Source organism: Steroidobacter flavus, assembly GCF_042651805.1.
GTDB lineage: Bacteria > Pseudomonadota > Gammaproteobacteria > Steroidobacterales > Steroidobacteraceae > Steroidobacter > Steroidobacter flavus.
Map to the genome: position 1 here is coordinate 733,258 of NZ_JBHSDU010000014.1, position 17,655 is coordinate 750,912.

Annotated in this window: 12 protein-coding genes; 7 read left to right on the top strand and 5 right to left on the bottom strand. The window is 62.2% G+C overall.

Annotation, left to right across the window (positions count from 1 at the left end; genetic code table 11):
* Positions 1-89 precede the first annotated feature (89 nt).
* The 7 genes from ACFPN2_RS25810 (at position 90) to ACFPN2_RS25840 (ending at position 8,822) form a co-directional block, all read left to right on the top strand.
* Complete coding sequence (locus tag ACFPN2_RS25810) at positions 90-1,640, top strand: amidohydrolase family protein (RefSeq protein WP_380601993.1); 1,551 nt, start codon at positions 90-92, stop codon at positions 1,638-1,640.
* A gap of 107 nt (positions 1,641-1,747) precedes the next feature.
* A complete protein-coding gene (locus ACFPN2_RS25815; protein ID WP_380601995.1) occupies positions 1,748-3,943 on the top strand; it encodes an amidohydrolase family protein in 2,196 nt (731 codons plus the stop codon).
* A 218-nt stretch (positions 3,944-4,161) separates the two neighbouring features.
* Positions 4,162-5,652, top strand: a complete 1,491-nt coding sequence (locus ACFPN2_RS25820; protein WP_380601997.1) for an aldehyde dehydrogenase family protein — start codon at positions 4,162-4,164, stop codon at positions 5,650-5,652.
* Positions 5,649-6,431 (top strand): carboxymuconolactone decarboxylase family protein, encoded by a 783-nt coding sequence (locus tag ACFPN2_RS25825; RefSeq protein ID WP_380601999.1) that lies wholly within the window; start codon positions 5,649-5,651, stop codon positions 6,429-6,431. Before ACFPN2_RS25820 ends, ACFPN2_RS25825 begins: the two co-directional genes overlap by 4 nt.
* Positions 6,432-6,448: 17 nt before the next feature.
* Complete coding sequence (locus ACFPN2_RS25830; protein WP_380602001.1) at positions 6,449-7,210, top strand: SDR family NAD(P)-dependent oxidoreductase; 762 nt, start codon at positions 6,449-6,451, stop codon at positions 7,208-7,210.
* A 5-nt stretch (positions 7,211-7,215) separates the two neighbouring features.
* Positions 7,216-8,040, top strand: a complete 825-nt coding sequence (locus ACFPN2_RS25835) for an NAD(P)-dependent oxidoreductase (RefSeq protein WP_380602003.1) — start codon at positions 7,216-7,218, stop codon at positions 8,038-8,040.
* A complete protein-coding gene (locus ACFPN2_RS25840; RefSeq protein ID WP_380602005.1) occupies positions 8,037-8,822 on the top strand; it encodes an SDR family oxidoreductase in 786 nt (261 codons plus the stop codon). The genes ACFPN2_RS25835 and ACFPN2_RS25840 overlap by 4 nt, the downstream gene beginning before the upstream one ends.
* Before the next feature lie 5 nt (positions 8,823-8,827).
* On the opposite strand, the gene ACFPN2_RS25845 is transcribed toward ACFPN2_RS25840, so the two are convergent.
* The 5 genes from ACFPN2_RS25845 to ACFPN2_RS25865 all read right to left on the bottom strand — a co-directional run bounded on the left by ACFPN2_RS25845 (position 8,828) and on the right by ACFPN2_RS25865 (position 17,631).
* Entirely contained in the window at positions 8,828-9,562 is a 735-nt protein-coding gene (locus tag ACFPN2_RS25845; RefSeq protein WP_380602007.1) for a FadR/GntR family transcriptional regulator, read from the bottom strand.
* Positions 9,563-9,630: 68 nt separating this feature from the next.
* Positions 9,631-12,954: a glycosyl hydrolase gene (locus ACFPN2_RS25850; RefSeq protein ID WP_380602009.1), complete on the bottom strand. Its 3,324-nt coding sequence runs from the start codon at positions 12,952-12,954 to the stop codon at positions 9,631-9,633.
* Positions 12,955-12,957: 3 nt separating this feature from the next.
* Positions 12,958-15,975, bottom strand: coding sequence for a TonB-dependent receptor domain-containing protein (locus tag ACFPN2_RS25855; RefSeq protein WP_380602011.1), 3,018 nt, complete (start codon positions 15,973-15,975; stop codon positions 12,958-12,960).
* Between the two features lie 74 nt (positions 15,976-16,049).
* Entirely contained in the window at positions 16,050-17,069 is a 1,020-nt protein-coding gene (locus ACFPN2_RS25860) for a FecR family protein (RefSeq protein WP_380602013.1), read from the bottom strand.
* The gene (locus ACFPN2_RS25865; protein ID WP_380602015.1) at positions 17,050-17,631 is read right to left on the bottom strand and encodes an RNA polymerase sigma factor; all 582 of its coding nucleotides are present in this window, start codon (positions 17,629-17,631) and stop codon (positions 17,050-17,052) included. Before ACFPN2_RS25865 ends, ACFPN2_RS25860 begins: the two co-directional genes overlap by 20 nt.
* Between the last annotated feature and the right edge of the window lie 24 nt (positions 17,632-17,655).

Sequence of the window (17,655 nt, forward strand, 5' to 3'; positions counted from 1 at the left end):
GACCGTCCATGCAGCGGACCCGCTTCGCTCTCAAACTGATTGCCGCCCTTCTCTTCTGTCACTCGGCCCACGCTGATCCTCTGCCTCCCATGTGGAGCTCGGCCGAAGGTCAACGCTTTGTTCCAGCGCCGGCGCGCAAGCCGGGCGAAGGCGTGGGCCCCTTTCGACGAATGGTGATCCGCGGCGTAACGATGATCGATGGCGCAGGCGGTCCGCCGCGCGGTCCGGTCGATATCATCATCGAAGGCAATCGAATCTCGAATATTCGTTCGGCCGGCACGCCGGGCGTGCCGTTGCAGCCCAATCGCGAACCTCGCGACTTCCATCATGAGATCGATGCCACCGGAATGTATCTACTGCCCGGCTTCGTGGACACGCACGGTCACGGCGCGGAGCTCTCCAAGGCACCCGACCTCTCGTACGCCTATAAATTATGGCTCGCCCATGGCGTGACGACGGTACGCGGCGTTCCTCTTGCCGATGTCACCACCGCGCTCAGCGAGAAGCGGCGGAGCGATAAGAACGAGATCGTCGCTCCTCGCCTCTTCGCCTATGGTCGCATTGGCGAAGGCTGGAAAGAGGGACGCATCGATTCACCCGAGAAGGCCCGCGAGTTCATGCGCTGGGCCGCCGCCGTGGGACTCGACGGCGTGAAGTTTTTTAATCGAGGCGACGAAACGCCTGAGATCGACCGGGCCGCTTTGGATGAAGCCCGCAAGCTGAAACTCGGCACCGTCGCGCATCTATCGCAGAACAACGTCGGGTCGTTCAATGCCGATGACGCCGGCGCGGCCGGCCTGGGCACGGTCACGCATTTCTACGGGCATTTCGAGAGCCTGCTGAAGGACGTCACCCTCCAGCCCTTCCCCGCCGACTACAACAATGACGACGAGTCGATGCGTTTCGGCGAAGTCGCGAATATTCGGGAGCACATCTACGGCCCCGACACGCCACAGTGGCGCGGATATCTCGACCGCCAGCTTCAGCGCGGCGTGACTTTCGATCCTACCTTCGTCATCTATGCCGCCTCTCGCGACTTGATGAAGGCGCGAACTGCGGAGTGGCTGCCTACGTATACGTTGCCTCGATTGATGCGGTTCTTCGAGGCGAATCGCGAGTATCACGGCTCTTACTTTTATGACTGGACCAGCGAGCGCGAGCTGGCGTGGAAGAAATATTATGAGCTGTACGGGCGCTTGATGAATGACTACAAGAATCTCGGCGGCCGCGTGACTGTCGGCACGGATGCCGGCTACATCTGGAAGCTTTGGGGTTTCTCTTACGTCGAAGAGATGGAGATCTTCCTCGAAGCCGGCTTCACTCCTGCCGAGATCATGCGCGCCGCAACTTCTGAAGGCGCAGCCTCGATCTACGCGCCCAAAGCAGAACCCGCGCCGTTCGGCATGGTGAGACGCGGCATGCTCGCCGACCTGGTGATCGTGCCCGAAAACCCACTGGCCAATCTCAAAGTGCTCTACGGCACGCAACACCTTCGCCTGAACCCAAAAACCAACGAGCCCGAGCGCGTCGGCGGTGTGCGCTACACGATCAAGGATGGAATCGTCTACGACGCCCCGGCATTACTTCGCGATGTCGCGGATATGGTCGCCGCTGAGAAGCGCTCGCTCGAGCAGCCATGATCGAACGGTTTCACATTCACCGCATGAGCCCCCCCCATCGAACAAATTCACCTTTACCGCCTGAGCCCGCCATCAAGCAAATCCTCTTTCACCGCATGAGCTCGCCAATGTTTCGAACCTCGCTCCACGTCATTCTGGCCGCGACCGCCGGCCTTCTGGTCTCGCCCCCCAGTCCCGCGGCGGCCACCGGCGTTCTGCTCTCGCCCGCCAGTCCCGCGGCGGCCGCCGGCGCTCTGCCTTCGTCCACCAATCCGGCCGCGTCCGCCGTCGCTCTACTCTCGCCCGCCAGTCCGGCGGCGACCGCCGGCGCTCTGCCTTCGTTCACCAGTCCGGCGGCGGCCGAGGACGTGATTCCCAAGAACGCGCAGCACTTCGTGATCTCGTCCGTCGCCGCGAAGCAGGGCGACTCCTGGCGCTGGACTGCGGCCGATGGCACGCGACACAACCGTGAATCGATGACCATGCGCGGAATGAGCTGGGAGTGGCGTTTCGAGGGGCGCGCCGATGGCAGCGGCGTGCCGGCAATGATGAAGGTCACAGGCACCATCCCCACCGGCAACGTCGAGGAAACATTCACCACGAACAACGGCGAGGCTAAATGGCGCAGCCCCGTCGATGAAGGCTCCGCCCCCGCCGCCGGTCGTTTCTATTCAGCAAACAGCGGGCCCATCGAATCCACGGCCTGGCTGCTCGAACAATTGATCGCAAGCCCCTCAAGGCAGATTGATCTGCTTCCGAGCGGCACAGCACGTGCCGAGCATCTGGGAAATCTTGTCGTCGGCACGGGCGCGACCCGACAAACCATCGATCTCTGGACGCTCACCGGACTGAACGCCACACCGCAGCTCTTCTGGACCGATCAGCAGCGCCGCTTCTTCTCCATGACGGCCTACGGCTACCTGACCTGGCTCCCGGAAGCGTATGTCGGCGAAGCCAACAAAATGCAGGCCTTCAGCGCCGCAGCCTCGAGAAAGAAATCGATGGAGCTAGCCAAAACACTGGCGCGTAAACCCGCCACTCCAGTCGCGTTCACTCATGTGCGCATGTTCGACGCAGACAATCTGCAATTCCTCGACGACCAGACCGTGATCGTCAGCAATCAAACCATCGCCGCCGTCGGCAACGCCGCGACCACAACGATTCCTCCGCGGGCCGAGATCATCGACAGTCGCGGAATGACGCTCACTCCCGGGCTGTGGGACGCCCACAAGCATGCCAGCGATGACTACTCGGGCATCCAATCGCTCGCCTTCGGCGTGACTTCCATCCGCGACCCGGGCAACGACGACAAGAAGAGCGTGGACCGGCGCACTCGCCGCGCCGCTGGCGAACTGCTGTTCCCACACATGTATCTGTCGTCGATGATCGATGGCAAAGGCCCCTACACCGCGCAAATTGCAAACGTCGCGACCAGCGAAGAAGAAGCCATCGCGCACGTTCGTCGCGCCAAGGCCAACGACTTCGACGGCGTAAAGATCTACGGATCATTCGACCCGCGCTGGCTACCCGCCACCATCGCCGAAGCGCACAAGCTTGGTCTGCACGTGCACGGTCATCTGCCGGTGGGTCTGCGGCCGATGGACGTGATCAAGGCAGGCTACGACGAGATCACGCACATCAATTGGTTGATCATGCAGGGCATGCCCGAAGACGTGGTGAAACATTCGAACAGCATCCTGCGAGTCGAAGGCCCAGGCCGATACGCCAAGGACCTGGATCTGGACAGTCCCGCCTTCAAGGAACTGATCGGCACCATGGCCGCGAAACGGATTTACGCCGATCCCACCATGGTCGTGTTCGAAGGACTGATCGCCACCGAACAGGGCGAGTTCTCGACGGCCGCGATCCCGTATCTCGGCACGATGCCAACCTCAACCGAGCGCGCCCTCCGCATCGGCGGATTGAAAGTCCCGAATGGATTGACGCGTGCTGACTATCGCGCGAGCTGGCAGAAAATGATCGAGCTGCTCGGGCGATTGCATCGAGCCGGCGTGCCGATCGTTGCCGGCACCGACTCGACCGGGTTCGAGCTCGTCCATGAGCTCGAGATTTATCAGCAAGCCGGTTTCACACCCGCCGAGGCGCTTGCGACGGCGACCATCGTGCCCGCGCGACTCGTGGGTCAAAACGCGCGCACCGGTTCGATCAAGGTAGGCAAGGTGGCCGATCTGTTGCTAGTGGAAGGCAATCCCTCGGTGCGTATCGGCGACCTGCGACATACACGCATCGTCATGCTCGAAGGTCTGCTGCTCAACGCCGACGAATTGCGGACCCAAGCGGGATTCACAGGACGCCCGAAGTAACGGAAACAAACGAGCCGGTCGTCGTTCCGGATATGAACGACGCTGGCCAACGCGGGCACGCTGGCCGCGTTCGCGGCCACCGACCTATAAATGTGCACATAAATAACCGCCTCAACCCCAATCCGTGTCGCCTGGAGTCATTCAATCGATAATTACATGCACTAATATCTCCCCCGGCCGATCTGGCCGCACCACTCATATATATGTAGGGGGAGCTCATGGGCTTCGGCAGTCCGGACACGGCGATCCTGCCCCGCCATCCGCTGATCATTGGAGACCGGCGCCTGGAACAAGGCTCCGGCGGCCGGCACCGACATATCTATCCCGCGAACGGTCGCGAAACATGCGAGCTCACGCTCGGATCCGCTGACGACGTCCAGAGCGCCGTTGGCGCCGCTCGTAGCGCATTCCCGGCATGGCGCGCATTGGCTGGAAACAAACGGCGCGATCTGCTGTTGAAGATGGCCTCACTGATCGAGCAGCACGCAGCGGAATTCGCGCAACTCTGCACGCTCGAGAACGGCTCGGTCAGCATGGTGACGCCGCACATCGTCGTCGATGCCATCCAGAAATTTCGTTACTTCGCCGGCTGGGCCGACAAGATTCAGGGCGAAACCATCAGCTCATGGGGCGGCCCGGCGCACAACTACGTTTCCTATGAACCCTACGGAGTCGTCGGCGCCATCGTGCCGTGGAACGGTCCGTTGTTTGCGGCAACCATGGTCGTCACGCCTGCACTCGCGACTGGCAATTGCGTGGTGCTCAAGGCCCCGGAGCTGGCTCCCTTCACGGTGATGCGTCTCGGCGAATTGTTTCGGGAAGCGGGCTTTCCTGCCGGCGTCGTGAATGTCATTGCGGGCGGTGCCGAGGTCGGCGAAGCCATGGTGAAACATCCCGGCATCGACAAGATTCAGTTCGTCGGCAGCGGCGCGACGGCGAAGAAAGTCCTGCAAACGGCGGCCGAATCGCTCAAGCCGTGCGGCCTGGAGCTCGGCGGCAAGTCGGCGGTGATCGTGTTCGCCGATGCGGATTTGCAGGAAGCCGCTCGACGCGGGCTCGCCGGCGCCGTCAGTGTCAGCGGACAAGGCTGCGTCAATGGCACGCGCTTGCTGGTCGAGCGCTCCATCTACGAGCCGTATTTAAAAATGCTTCAAGGCATGTCGGGTCACATTCGCGTCGGCGATCCACTGAATCCCGCGACCATCATGGGTCCGATCATCTCCGAAACGTCGCTACAACGAATCCTCGGGATCGTTGGGCAAGCAATAAAGAAAGACGGCGCCCGCCTCGTCACCGGCGGCGAGCGACTGAGCGGCGACCACGCCGATGGCTACTACCTTCCTCTCACGATCCTTGCCGATGTCGATACCGACAGCGCGGTCGCTCAACATGAAGTGTTCGGCCCGGTACTGGCGGTCACGCCGTTCGACACCGAAGACGAAGCCATCGCGATGGCGAACGGCACCAGTTACGGCTTGGGTGCCTACATCCACACCCAAAACCTGCGACGCGCTCATCACGTGGCCAGTCAGATGCAAGCCGGCATGGTGCAAGTCAACGGATCGGGAGAAGGCATGCAGCCCTACGCACCGTTCGGCGGGATGAAACAAAGCGGCTATGGACGGCTCGGCGGCGAACAGGGCTTGCATGAGTTCTTGCAGACCAAGAATGTCTGGATGAATCTCGCCAATCCGCAGGCAGCACGATGACTCTGCGCGATCCGGCAGAACGTATTCGCATCGGCGAGCAACAGCAGTCGGAATTGCTGGCAGCGCCCGTCGATGAGCCCTCGACACTGCTGGACGCGTCGTGGCGAGACTATGTGTTCTCGGAAATCTGGACTCGCAGCGGTCTCGACCGCCGCTCGCGCTTTCTGATCTCCATTGCCGGCGCTGCCTGCGAAGGCGGTCGACCGGACGTGCTCGATGGTTACATACGTGGCGCCCTGACATGCGAAGCGCTCACCGTGACTGAGTTGCGTGAAGCGGCCTTGCATCTGGCCGTTTACGCGGGCTGGTCGCGAGGCACTGCGATGAACGCCGCGATCACACGCGTAGCCCACACGCTGCAACTCGACGAGCCGACGTTCGATCCGATCTGCGATGCCACTTGGGATCCCCAGGAGCGCCTGGGCGCGGGCGCGGAGAACTTCAAATCGGTGATGATCTTCCCCGCCCCGCCGCCGAATGCTCCTTATTTCGAAGGCGGCATTCTGAACTTTGTGTTCGCCGAGATGTGGATGCGTCCCGGCCTCGATCAACGCGCACGACGCTGGGTCACGCTGGTCGGCGTCGCCGATTCGTCGTCGACGACTCCTATTCGGACCCATATCTACGCAGCCATGGCCAGCGGCAACGCGACCTTGCCGGAGATGCATGAGTTCGTCTTGCAGTACGCCGTGCATGGCGGCTGGCCGCGCGCCTCCGTCCTGCAAGCCGTCGTGTTCGAAATGGGCGAACGCGTGGCCAAGGGTCTGCCCTACCAATAACGAGGACTCACAGTCAGATGCCCTCTCCAACCAACATGAAAGGCAAGGCTGCGCTGGTCACCGGTGCCGCCTCGGGACTGGGACGAGCCACTGCGATCAAACTCGCGCAGGCCGGCGCGGATGTTTGTATCGTCGACGTCAACGCCGCTGGCCTCGAAGAAACTGCCGCGCTGTTACGCGAATCTGGCACCAGAGCCCTCGTTCATGCCACCGATCTTTCGGAGCCCGGCAATTGCGGCCAAGCCGTTGCACGCGCCGTTGAGGAATTCGATCGGCTCGACGCGCTGTGCAATGTGGCGGGCATCATCGTGATGTGTAACGCGCACGAGATGACCGCCGCGGAGTTTCAGAAAACCCTGGCCGTCAATCTAAGCGCGCCCTTCTATCTCATTCAGGCAGCCATCCCTCACCTGCTGCAAGCCAATGGCGCCGTCGTGAATGTCACGTCCTCCGCTGCGTTCGTCGGTGAAGCGTATGCAGTCGCCTACTGCGCCACCAAAGCCGGTTTAAATCACATGACCAAGGCGTTGGCGATGGAATACATCAACGAGCCGATCCGCTTCAACGCGGTCGCACCGGGCGGCATGCTCACCAACATCGCTCAGAACCTGAAGATGCCGCCGGAGGTCGACTATGCGTTGATCAAACGTTACTCCGGTCTGCGCGGGCTCGTCGAAGTGGACGATGTGGCAGACATGATCGCGTTCCTCGCCTCCGACGCGGGGCGTGGCTATCACGGATCGATTGTCTCCATCGATCGCGGCATCACCGCGGGCTGACGTCCATGGCAAGCGTCGGTTTCATCGGACTCGGCAGTCAAGGCGGCCCCATGGCGCGACGCTTGATCGAGTCAGGCCACGAAGTCAGGTTGTGGGCGCGAAGAGCCGAGGCTTACGCGCCGTTTGCTGACATTTCATTTACGCGGGCCGAAAGCGTAGCCGACCTCGGCGCCCGCTCCGAATACGTGGGTGTATGCGTCGTCGACGACGCGGGCGTTCGACAAGTCTGCGATCAGCTGCTTGGCACGATGAAGCCCGGCAGCCTGCTCGCAGTTCACTCGACCGTTCATCCTCAGACGGTCGTTGCACTCGCTCAGCGAGCAGCCGAACGAGAAATTGCATTCATCGATGCTCCCGTCAGCGGCGGCGGACCCGCGGCGGCAGCCCGCACGCTGACCGTCATGTGTGGCGGCTCCGAGGCTGCATTCTCGACAGCGCGGCCGGTCTTCGAATGTTTCGCCGGCTTGATCGTTCGCGTCGGCGAGGTCGGCGCAGGCCAGATGGCCAAGCTCGTCAACAACGCACTCATGGCCGCGCATGTCGCCCTCGCGCACTCGGCCCTCACGGCGGGCGACGCACTCGCTCTGGACAGACGAGCATTGAAAGAAATCGTCAAGGCCAGCAGCGGCCGCAGCTTCGGCTTCGATGTGTATGCGCGCCTTCCCGACCCCTACGCGTTCGCTCACGGCGCAAAGCTGTTGCTGAAGGACGTGCGGTTGCTCAGTGAAGTGCTCGACGCCGATCCGGCGTTTGCGCCCATTCAAAGTGTGGCCCTGCCATTTCTCGAACTCATCCAACGCGGCGTTCCCGCCCCAGGAGAGATCCCGTGACTTTCTCTGTCGATCAGTTTCGCATTGCCGGCAAAGTGGCTGTAGTGACAGGCGCAGGCGGACGCGGCAATAGCATTGGGCGCGCATACGCGCTGGGATTAGCGCAGGCTGGCGCCGCCGTGGTCGTGGCGGATCTCAACGCAGAGGGTGCGAATGCAGTCGCGCGGGAAATTGTAGCTGCAGGCGGCACGGCCATCGGCGTCGAGGTGGACATCACAAAGCCCACATCGGTTGCAAACATGGCCCGCGCCGCTGTCGAGACCTTCGGTGGCGTCGATATTCTCGTGAACAACGCGGCATTGATGGCGGAACTCGGTTATCTGCCTGCCGTGGATATTCCCATCGAGCAATGGAATCGGATCATGGACGTCAACGTGACTGGCGCGCTCAACTGCGTGCAAGCCGTCGTGCCGCTCATGCGTGCCCGTGGCGGCGGCAAGATCGTGAACCAGGTGTCCGCCGGCGCGTTTCCTGCGATGTCGGTCTACGGCGTGAGCAAACTGGCGCTGGTCGGATTGACGACGACGCTCGCACGTCAGCTCGGGCGGGAAAAAATCAACGTCAACGCGATTGCGCCCGGCAACACCATGAGCGACGCCGGCAAGCTGCTCACGCCCGACGATTCACCTTTTATCAAATTGCTCGAGGCCACCGTGGCAATGCGCGTGCGCGGTCAGCCCGATGAACTGGTGGGAACGCTCCTGCTCCTGTGCTCGTCGGCGGGCGATTGGATCACTGGCCAGGTGATGCATGCCGATGGCGGCTGGGTGCTACGGCCCTGACGAGATCATTCCTTGTCCGCGGCAGGCTCCTCGTCCTGATAGTGGTCGAGGCGCGCCAACACTTCCTTGCGATAGCGCTCGGCTTCGAATCGAGCCAGCTCTTCGTCGTGCCGCAAGATCGCGTCGAAGATCCGGGCGCGACCCAGCTTCCAGGCCGCGACGCCCTCCTCGCCGCCAAATAGCATGACCGCGCGGGGATGGGTGTAGAGCCGGCCGGTGACGCGCACGACGAATTCGATCAGTGGCTGACTCACCATCTTGAACAGCGTCCGACGCAGCTCTGTTTCCAATTGAACCCTGAGCTCGGGCGTGTCGCATCGGTCGACGCTATCGCGCAACTCACGCATGACTTTGAGCAGACTTTCGTCGCGGCAGCGCGCGGCCGCCGGCATGAGCTCACAATCCAGCAGCGCAAGTAACCGCTGCGACTCTCGATAGCTGAAGCCGTGCACGCGCAGGTACGCAGCGAACCCGCGCTCGAGTGCAGCTTCATCGGGCCGGGTCCCATAGTAGCCGCCGCCCGGCCCACGGCGAACCGACAACAAGCCCTCGTGTTCCAGAATGCGAGCCGCCTGCTGCAAGGTCACGATGCCGACCCCGAGCATCTGCGCGACGTCTTTCAGCGAGCCGAGGTTGGTGCCCACTTCGCGGGAAAGCACGAGATCGCGCAGCCTGGCAGCGGTGTTTTTCACCAGCTGCCGCCGTTCGACCTTGGGGGCGCTGTTAGAGGCTTCTTCCAATGACCCGATCCAGACGTCGGTGCGCAGACCGAAGATGGATCGTATTCCACCACAGACGCGGCGGTTCGTCAGCGCTTCGGATCGACCGCCACGATCTTGACCGGCCCGAGCAAGCCCGAGGGCAGCAGCGTCGAGTCCGCCTGGTAAGGCGACATGGGCGCGAAGGCAATCGGCTTCATGCCCGGCTGTCGGTCGCCGATCAGACGGTTCGGCCAGAGATTGACCACCTCGACTTCAAGTCGATTCGCCCCGGCCTTCAGCGCGCTGGTGATATCGACCGTGTAGGGCGGGCGCCAGGCCGTCGCAACCCGCGTCCCGTTGATTGAGACGACTGCCAGCTCACGCACTTCGCCCAAGTCGAGCTCGATCCGTCGTCCGGACTCGAGCCAGTCACGCGGTGCCTTCACATCCATTCGATATATCGCCGCGCCTGAAAAGTACTTGATGCCCGGATCGCTCGACTCCGGCCACGAGATGAGCCGATCGAACGTGGCGGTCGGTGGCGCGCCTCGCCCCTGTTCAAACGATACCTGCCACGGGCCATTGAGCGACGCAACCGTCGTGCGCTGAACGGTAGGCGCGGTCCAGGACGGAGTCGTCGCCGGCTTGCGGAAGACGACAAACACCGCTTCGTGTGGAGAGAGCGACAACGGCGCAGCGATGCCATCGGGCACTTTCTCATAACTTATCTGTTCGATCGAACCGGTCTCCGCGCGCCACACTTCCGGAGCACGGCCTTCAACGCGGAATCGCGCACGCAGGCTTTGCGCGGAGTTGCTTTGATTCGATACGAAGTAGATGTCCGCGTCGTCCGTTCGACGATGCAGACTCAGCAGCTCGTCATCCCCTTCGAACGCAACGTCCGGAACGATCTGCTCCGCAGCGAGCGCCGCTGGCAGATTCGTATACACCCGGCCTTTGCCCACTCGCCGCCCTTCCGTCGCATTCTCGCCCCAAAGCTCCAGCGCAATGCGTTCCACGTCAGCGTCAGTGCTTTGCAGCCCCAAACTGCCGAGAGGTTTCTTGCCGACGAGCACCGCTCCATCTGCAACCAGCTGCCGTACTTTGCGCAGCGTCGGCAATGTGAAGTGCCGTACTTGATCGGGGATAAACAGCACGCGATAGCTCATCCCGCTAGGCGTAACGATGCGACCATCGCGCACCGATAACAACGTCAGCAGTGCTTCCGGATTGATGTAGTCGTAGGCGTAACCTTTCGGTACATCCGTGTTGAAGCGTTCGAGGAACTGCTCGGTGAGATTGCGCTCTTCGCCATAGAAATACGCCACATCGGCGACGAAGCGGCCCTGCTGCAACAGGAAGGAAGATCGGGCGAGATAAGTCACCCAAGGCGCGGCCTGCTCGGCCCAGGTGTCATTGCGGTTGAAGAACTGACCGAAGATGAACATCCGCAAGCCCGGCTTCGCATCGACCAGCGGCTGATGATGAGATTCGTGCAACAGAATGCGATTGACGCCGCGGGCAAAGATCTCGTCCGCCACCGGCTTGAGCATGGCCGGCGAAAAGGCCCACGGATCCAGCGGCGCTCCCACCGTGAGCGCTTCGGCGGCGACGAGCGTCTTGCCATAGACATGAGCCGCCGACGCCGCCTCTTCGAGATCCGCTTTCAGCGGCGGTTGGCCGGGCAGCGTCGCGAACGGGCGATACCAGAACTCGGCCGTGGGAATATCGGCGCGGGCTTTCAGAGTCATGCCATCCACAATGCCGCGCGTGCTGTCACCCAATCCTTCGGTGTAATAACTCATGCCTCGCGCGCGAAGCTCGCTTGCGATGACACCGTTGTGATGATCGGCAACGAGGTCCTGCAAGGTCCGTCGGAAGTCGAACAGAAATCGCTCTGAAACATCGCTGCTGTCGACGACCCGACCTGCCAGCACCGGCAAGAACGGTATCGGGTCATAACCGCGGCGGGCGCGAAACTCATCGAGCAGGGCCGGCGTCCAGTTCTGCACGCCCGCCTCCCAGCTATCGGTCAGCAACGTTTGCACGCCCTCCGGCCCGAGTCGCCCGCCGCCCGCGTCCTTATATAAATCCAGGTAGCTGGCGAGATACCGACGCACCGCCCCGGCATCGAGCTTGTCGACTTCCAATCCCGTCGACAACGGTTCGGCGGGCGAATTCACTTTGCCCGTCAATGACCAGCCCAGGCGCAGCACAGTCCATCGACCGGAAGGGGGCGTCCAGTCGAGGGAGCCGTCTGGCCTGAGCCGGGTCGTGAGGTCGAGCACCTTCGATCGATCGATGCTGGCATCGCGAGGCACGTTCGGCGAGCCGACCGCGTCGGCCTGAATCGTAGGCTCGAAGCCGGCCTTCGCTTCGAAGCCGTTGATGCGTGCTCCGCCGATCGGGCGCAACTGAGCTACCGTAAAAGCGATGGGTTTTGCAGTACCGTCTCTCGACATTCCCAGGATGCCGCGCGGTCGAATCTCAGCGGGACTGAGCAGAAATCGAAAGCGCGTCGCGGTCGCAGGCGGGAAGGCCAACGTTTCCTGTGCGCCGGGATGATCGACCGGCCCGAGCGGCGCATCGATGACACCCGCACCGATCGTACGAAAACCTTTTGAGGGTTGTTCTGCTTGAATCGTGACGTTCGCGCCCTCCTCGATGCTGAAGGACGCGGCGCCAATCGTGACCGGCTTGGGATAGGTGGCCTCGATCCAGACCTGATGAGTATCGGCCGGCGGCACGAGCTTGATCGGCTCGTGTTTGGAAAAATCGCCTGAAGCAATCACGTCCAGATTATCGACGCCTGTGCTGCCGATCCACTTCGCAGCTGGAAGAGCGCGCTCCAGCGACGGCGTTGGAAACGCAATCACGGCCACGTCGCCGTAGGCCTCGCCCTTTGGATCTTTGAGTGGTTTGTCTTGGAACGGACCTGTCACGCGCGGCGGAGCCGGCAGCTTGCCGCGAAACGGCCGACCGCCTTCGATAATCGTCTCGCTCCATACATATTTCTTCATCGCGTCCGCAGGCGCCACCCACGGCCCACCGGTCTGGCTCCATCCCGGAGAGCCGGCGATGCCCACTTCCATTCCAGCGGCATGCGCCTGATCCAGCGATTGTCGAAATGTTTCTCGCCACCCTTCGCTCATGAAAGGTTGTGGATTCGCGACGACCGGAGTCGACGGCAGCTTGCCGCCGGAGAAGGCATGCACGCCGCCGATGCCGATTCGCTGCATCCATTCGAGATCGAGGCGCGCACCTTCGGCACTGACATTGCCGCTCATCCAATGCCACCAGACCCGTGGACGCGCGCTGTTTGGCGGATCGAGAAATCCAGCCGTCAGAGCATCCTGCTCAGGCGCGGCAAGGGCTCCCGCCGCGCCCAAGATCAGGCCCAAGAGACCCACACGAAGCAAGCGCCGAGTCATGAGTTAGAACTTCGTCCTGAGTCCCAAGCGGAACATCCGCCCCAGCGTGCCGCCGTTCTCGAAGCCGCCGCTCGCCTGTGCATTCGGCTGAGCGCCCGAGTACGGCGGCTCCTCATCCAGCAGATTGGTTACCGCGAACTCGAGTGCGGTGTCTTTCAGAACCGTGATATCGCCGAGCGTGGCACTCAGGAACAGATCCGCCACCGTGAACGATTCGATGTGCGTCTGATTGATCGCCACCGCGCGTGCCAGCGGTATGTCGACGCCCGCATTGTGACTGACAGTGAGCCGCCCGTTGAACGGGCCGGAGCTAGCGCTGATCGAGGCGAACACGTTGTAACGAGGCGCGGCTTGTACCGCCCCGCCGCTCAGATAGTCGATGAAGACGCCGCCGGCCAGCGACGAAATGTCGCGCTTGAGATTGTAGGTCCCGCCCACTTCGCCGACGATGCGGCCATTGCCGACGTCATGCCCGTAAGAAACATTGCTGTCGATGCCTTCGAGCTTGGCACTGCCGAAGTTATTCCGCCGCGCATCGATCACCGCGGAGATCGTCACCCCCGGCGCGAACAGATCGCTGAGCGTGCGAACGCCGGGCGCGGCCGCATTGTCGATCCGCACGAAGATATCTTGCAGGCTGGTCAGGAAATCCAGCGAGCAAGGGCCGCTCGAGGAAGGCACGAGCGTTTGAAAGCCGCTGCCGCAAACGTTGTACGGCGTTGCCGAGGCCGCCGCCGAGCCGCCGAATGCGGACAAGGCCTGGCTGACCAGATTATCGATTCGGGTTCGCCAGTAAGTGGTGCTCACGCTCAACCCGTCGATCTGCTCGGGAGTCCAGTCGGCGCCGAACGAGAAGGTCTTGGCTTCTTGAGGCTTGAGATTGACGCCCGCCCCCGCGATGAACGCCCGATAGACGTTGGGTGCCAGCGTCGCAAGCTGCAATCGTGTATCTACTTTGTTGCCGCTGTCGGCGAGGCTGGGCGCGACGAAGCTGGTCTGATAGTTGGCGCGCAGTCGCAGGTCGTCGAAGGGCTTGTAGTCCAGTCCGAAGCGAGGATTGGTCGTGCCGCCGAAGTCGCTGTAGTCGTCGTAACGCAGGGCCACGTTGAAATCCAGACTCTGCACGCCCGTCATGGCGTTGGGATGACCCACGATCGGCACCTGCAACTCAGCGAAGCCCGCAGTCACCGTCCGATGCACTGGGAACTCACGAACGCCGGCGAACGAATCGATCGCTCCCTGGAACGTCGTGGCCTTCAGTTCCTGACGGCGCAGTTCCGAGCCGACGCCGATCTGCACATCGCCACCGGGCAAAGTGAACAGCGAGCCATTCGCGACCAGCTGGCCGCTCGTGAGCGTGTTGACGCCTTGATTGTAGAACTCGTTGTCAACCAGCGTCGCCAGCAGGCTCGGATCGGTCAGCGCGGGATCGTAAGGATTGACGTTGTTGGCATTGATCGCGGCGCCATTCAATCCGCGACGGTCGCGATTCGTGGCATCGCTACGACCATAGATGAAATCGGCACGGACATTCCAATCGTCGCTCAGCCGCCAGTCCAGTCTGGGCGAGAACTGATATTCATCGAAGTCCTGCTTGGAAGTGCGGAACGGCCCGATGGCGCGAACGTAGTTGAAAGCAACGGTTTGCGACGTCTCGCCTGCCACGGGGCGGAATGCCGGATTGGCGTTCGTGATGGTCATCGAGACTGGGATGCTCGCCGTGTCCGTATATATCTTGGTTTCGCGGGCTGAGTAGAACGCATCCATGCTGAACTTCAGCGTGTCGCTCAGCTCCTGCTCGATGTATCCAAACGCTGTGTAGCGTTTCTCGGATGGATAGATGCTCGTGTAGTCGGTCGGATCGCATTTCGGACGCGCGCTCGCAGGGGCAGACGACGCTCCTGTGTACAGCTGGCCGTTGACCGTAAATGTTCCGAACTCGCAAGTCGTCGAGCGAAAGTCCTGGCCGCCGTGCGCCGTGAAATCCGACGTTGCATAGTCCCGATCCTTGCCGAACAAGGCATCGTGATTCGTATACGCGAGGCTGAGCACCGCACTGCCTCGATCCCAGGAAGTGCCGCCGGTCAAGCTGCCATTGGTTTCGTTGTAATCCTCGGCCATGCCCTGCTGGCCATGAAACTGCACGCCGTCGAAACGCTTGCGGGTGATGAAGTTCACCACGCCGCCAATCGCATCGGAGCCATACGTGGCCGAGCCGCCATCCGGCATGACCTCGACACCGGCGAGCAAGTCGGAGGGAATCAGATTGGGATCCGGGTCGGTGCTCAGGATGCCGACCGGAACGATGCGATGGCCGTTGAACAGCACCAACGTCGCGGATTGGCCGGCGGCGGTGCCGGTGGTCGTGCCGATACCCCGCAAGCCGATGCGAGTGGTTGCCGTGCCGAAGTCGGCCGTGCCGGACGGCAGTGAATTGAACGATGGCAATTGCGTGACGGTCCGATTCAGCAGCTCGACTGCCGACGACACGCCCGTCGCTTGTATCTGCTCTTCGCTGACGCTGACCAAATTACTGCCGGTCGGTTGCTCGAGCCCGCGAATCAATGTTCCGGTGACCACGATCTCTTCCAGCTGCGGCGAGCTCGCGGGATTCTCAGCCGCTGCTGACGAAGCGGGTGGCGTGCTGACTTGAGCGAGGCGGATGCGAGACAGCGCGGGCTGCGCTGTCCGTGCGGATGGCTGCTTGATCGCGGGTGCAATCACCATCGCTCCGGAAACATCGGTGCGCACTTCGAGCGGCGTTCCCTTGAGCAAGATCGCGGTGGCTTGTTGCGCGGAGTAATTTCCTTGCACGCCATCCGTGCGCATGTTCCTCAGTTGTTCGGGCTGATAGACCAGCTCGATGTCGAGCTGTGTCGCGAGCGACTTCAGCGCGGGAATGAGCTCTCCGGCTGGAATTTTTAGTTGAGCTTCCGACTGCGCAACCGCAGCCTGAGCCGCCAGTGAAATCGTGCACGCGATAGCAATGCCGCTGAGCCTGGCCACGACCTGTTTCATCATCCCCTCCGGTGTCGGCTATATGATTTTGAAGTGCCGTTGGGAATTGTGACGAAGCAACTGGCGAAATCCCGCCCTCACGGGCTGGAAGAAAGCACGACTCGATCGTCCGAAACGCTCGCCTGGATGCCAAAGCCGTCTCTGAGCACGCGGATGAAGGCATCGGCGTTGGTCGCCCGGAACTTGCCGTTGATACGAAGCGCGGCCACGGCCGGATCGTCGATGTAGACCTTGCGAGCGCTGTAGCGATTGAACTCAGCGACGGCGTCCGCGAGCGCCGTTTCATCGAAGATCAGATAGCCGCCGCGCCAGCTCAACATCTCCTCAGCGCGTTGGAGCGAGCTGGCCTCCACGACGACCGCCGTGCTGGAGGCTCGCGCGATCGTACCGGCGAGCAACAAAGGCCCACCCTTGCTCGATTCGAAATCCAAAGGCGCATCGGTCGACTCGACACGAACCTTGCCTTCGGTCACGACGACTCGAATCTCATCTCCGTCCCTGAGCACCGAGAATCGCGTCCCGACCGCCACGACGCGCCTGTTACCGGCAATCACCACGAAGGGCCGACTCGGATCCTTGGCGACTTCGAAGTACGCCTCGCCTCGATCGAGCCGGATACGCCGCTCGCCGTCACTCACCGCCACGCGCACTTTGCTTGCGGTGTTGAGAGTCACATTCGAGCCATCGCGTAGCGGGATCGAAGCAACGCCGCCAATGGGCGTGACGTAGTCTTCGCCGCTATGGAACAGCAAGAAATACGCGCCACCGAGGACAGCGATGAGAAGGCTGGCTGCAAATGCGAGCCACGGTCGGAAGCGGCGCTGACGCTGCGAGGCAGCTGCTTGCCGCAGCTTGAAGAGCGGAGAAACGCGCCATTCGCCTCGCGGTGGCACGACGCCACGGGGCTTGCCGGCACCCAGAGCATTCAAGCGTTCGCTTTGCTCCCAACCTACTTCGAGACGCAGAAAGGCGACGCGATTTGCGGTGGACTCTTCGAGCCACGTTGCGAGTTGCGCGGCGTCCGCGTCGCTCCAACTCTCGCCATCGCGTCGGACGAGCCACGCTGCAGCTTGTTCTTCAATCGTTCTGCTGTTCACGTGCCTGTCCGCTCTCGTGCCTGCGTGCTTCATCCTCACTCTGATCGGAGGCGCCCGCGCCAAAGAGCGCCTCGGTGAGCAGTCTCATGCCTTTCATCAAATGCTTTTCTACGGTCTTCTCGGTCACGCCCAGGCGAGCGGCCACCTGCTTCTGCGGGAGCCGGTCGACCCTGCGCAGCCACACAGTCTCGCGACACTTTGCGGGTAGCTGATCGAACGCCCGCGCCAGCTCGCGCAACTCCTGACGTGCGCCGAGCCGTCGCTCTGGAGAGACGTCATCAATAATGACGTCCAGGGTTTCCAAATCCCCCACGGTGTCGATGGTCACGACCCGCTGGCGTCGCAGCCGGTCGGCGATCAGGTGCTTGGCGGTCGCGAACAGGAACGCCTTCGGCTGCTGCGGTCGGGAACGCGCCGCGGCCTCATAAACGCGAATGTAGGTTTCCTGGCGCAGGTCGTGGAGGTCCTGCGCGTGAGGCCAGCAGCGGCGCAGGAAGCGCATCAGTGCCGCTTCGTGCACGACGACCTCCCGCTTGAACCACTCGTCTACGGCCTCACCCATGGGCGAACGATACAATCATCCGGG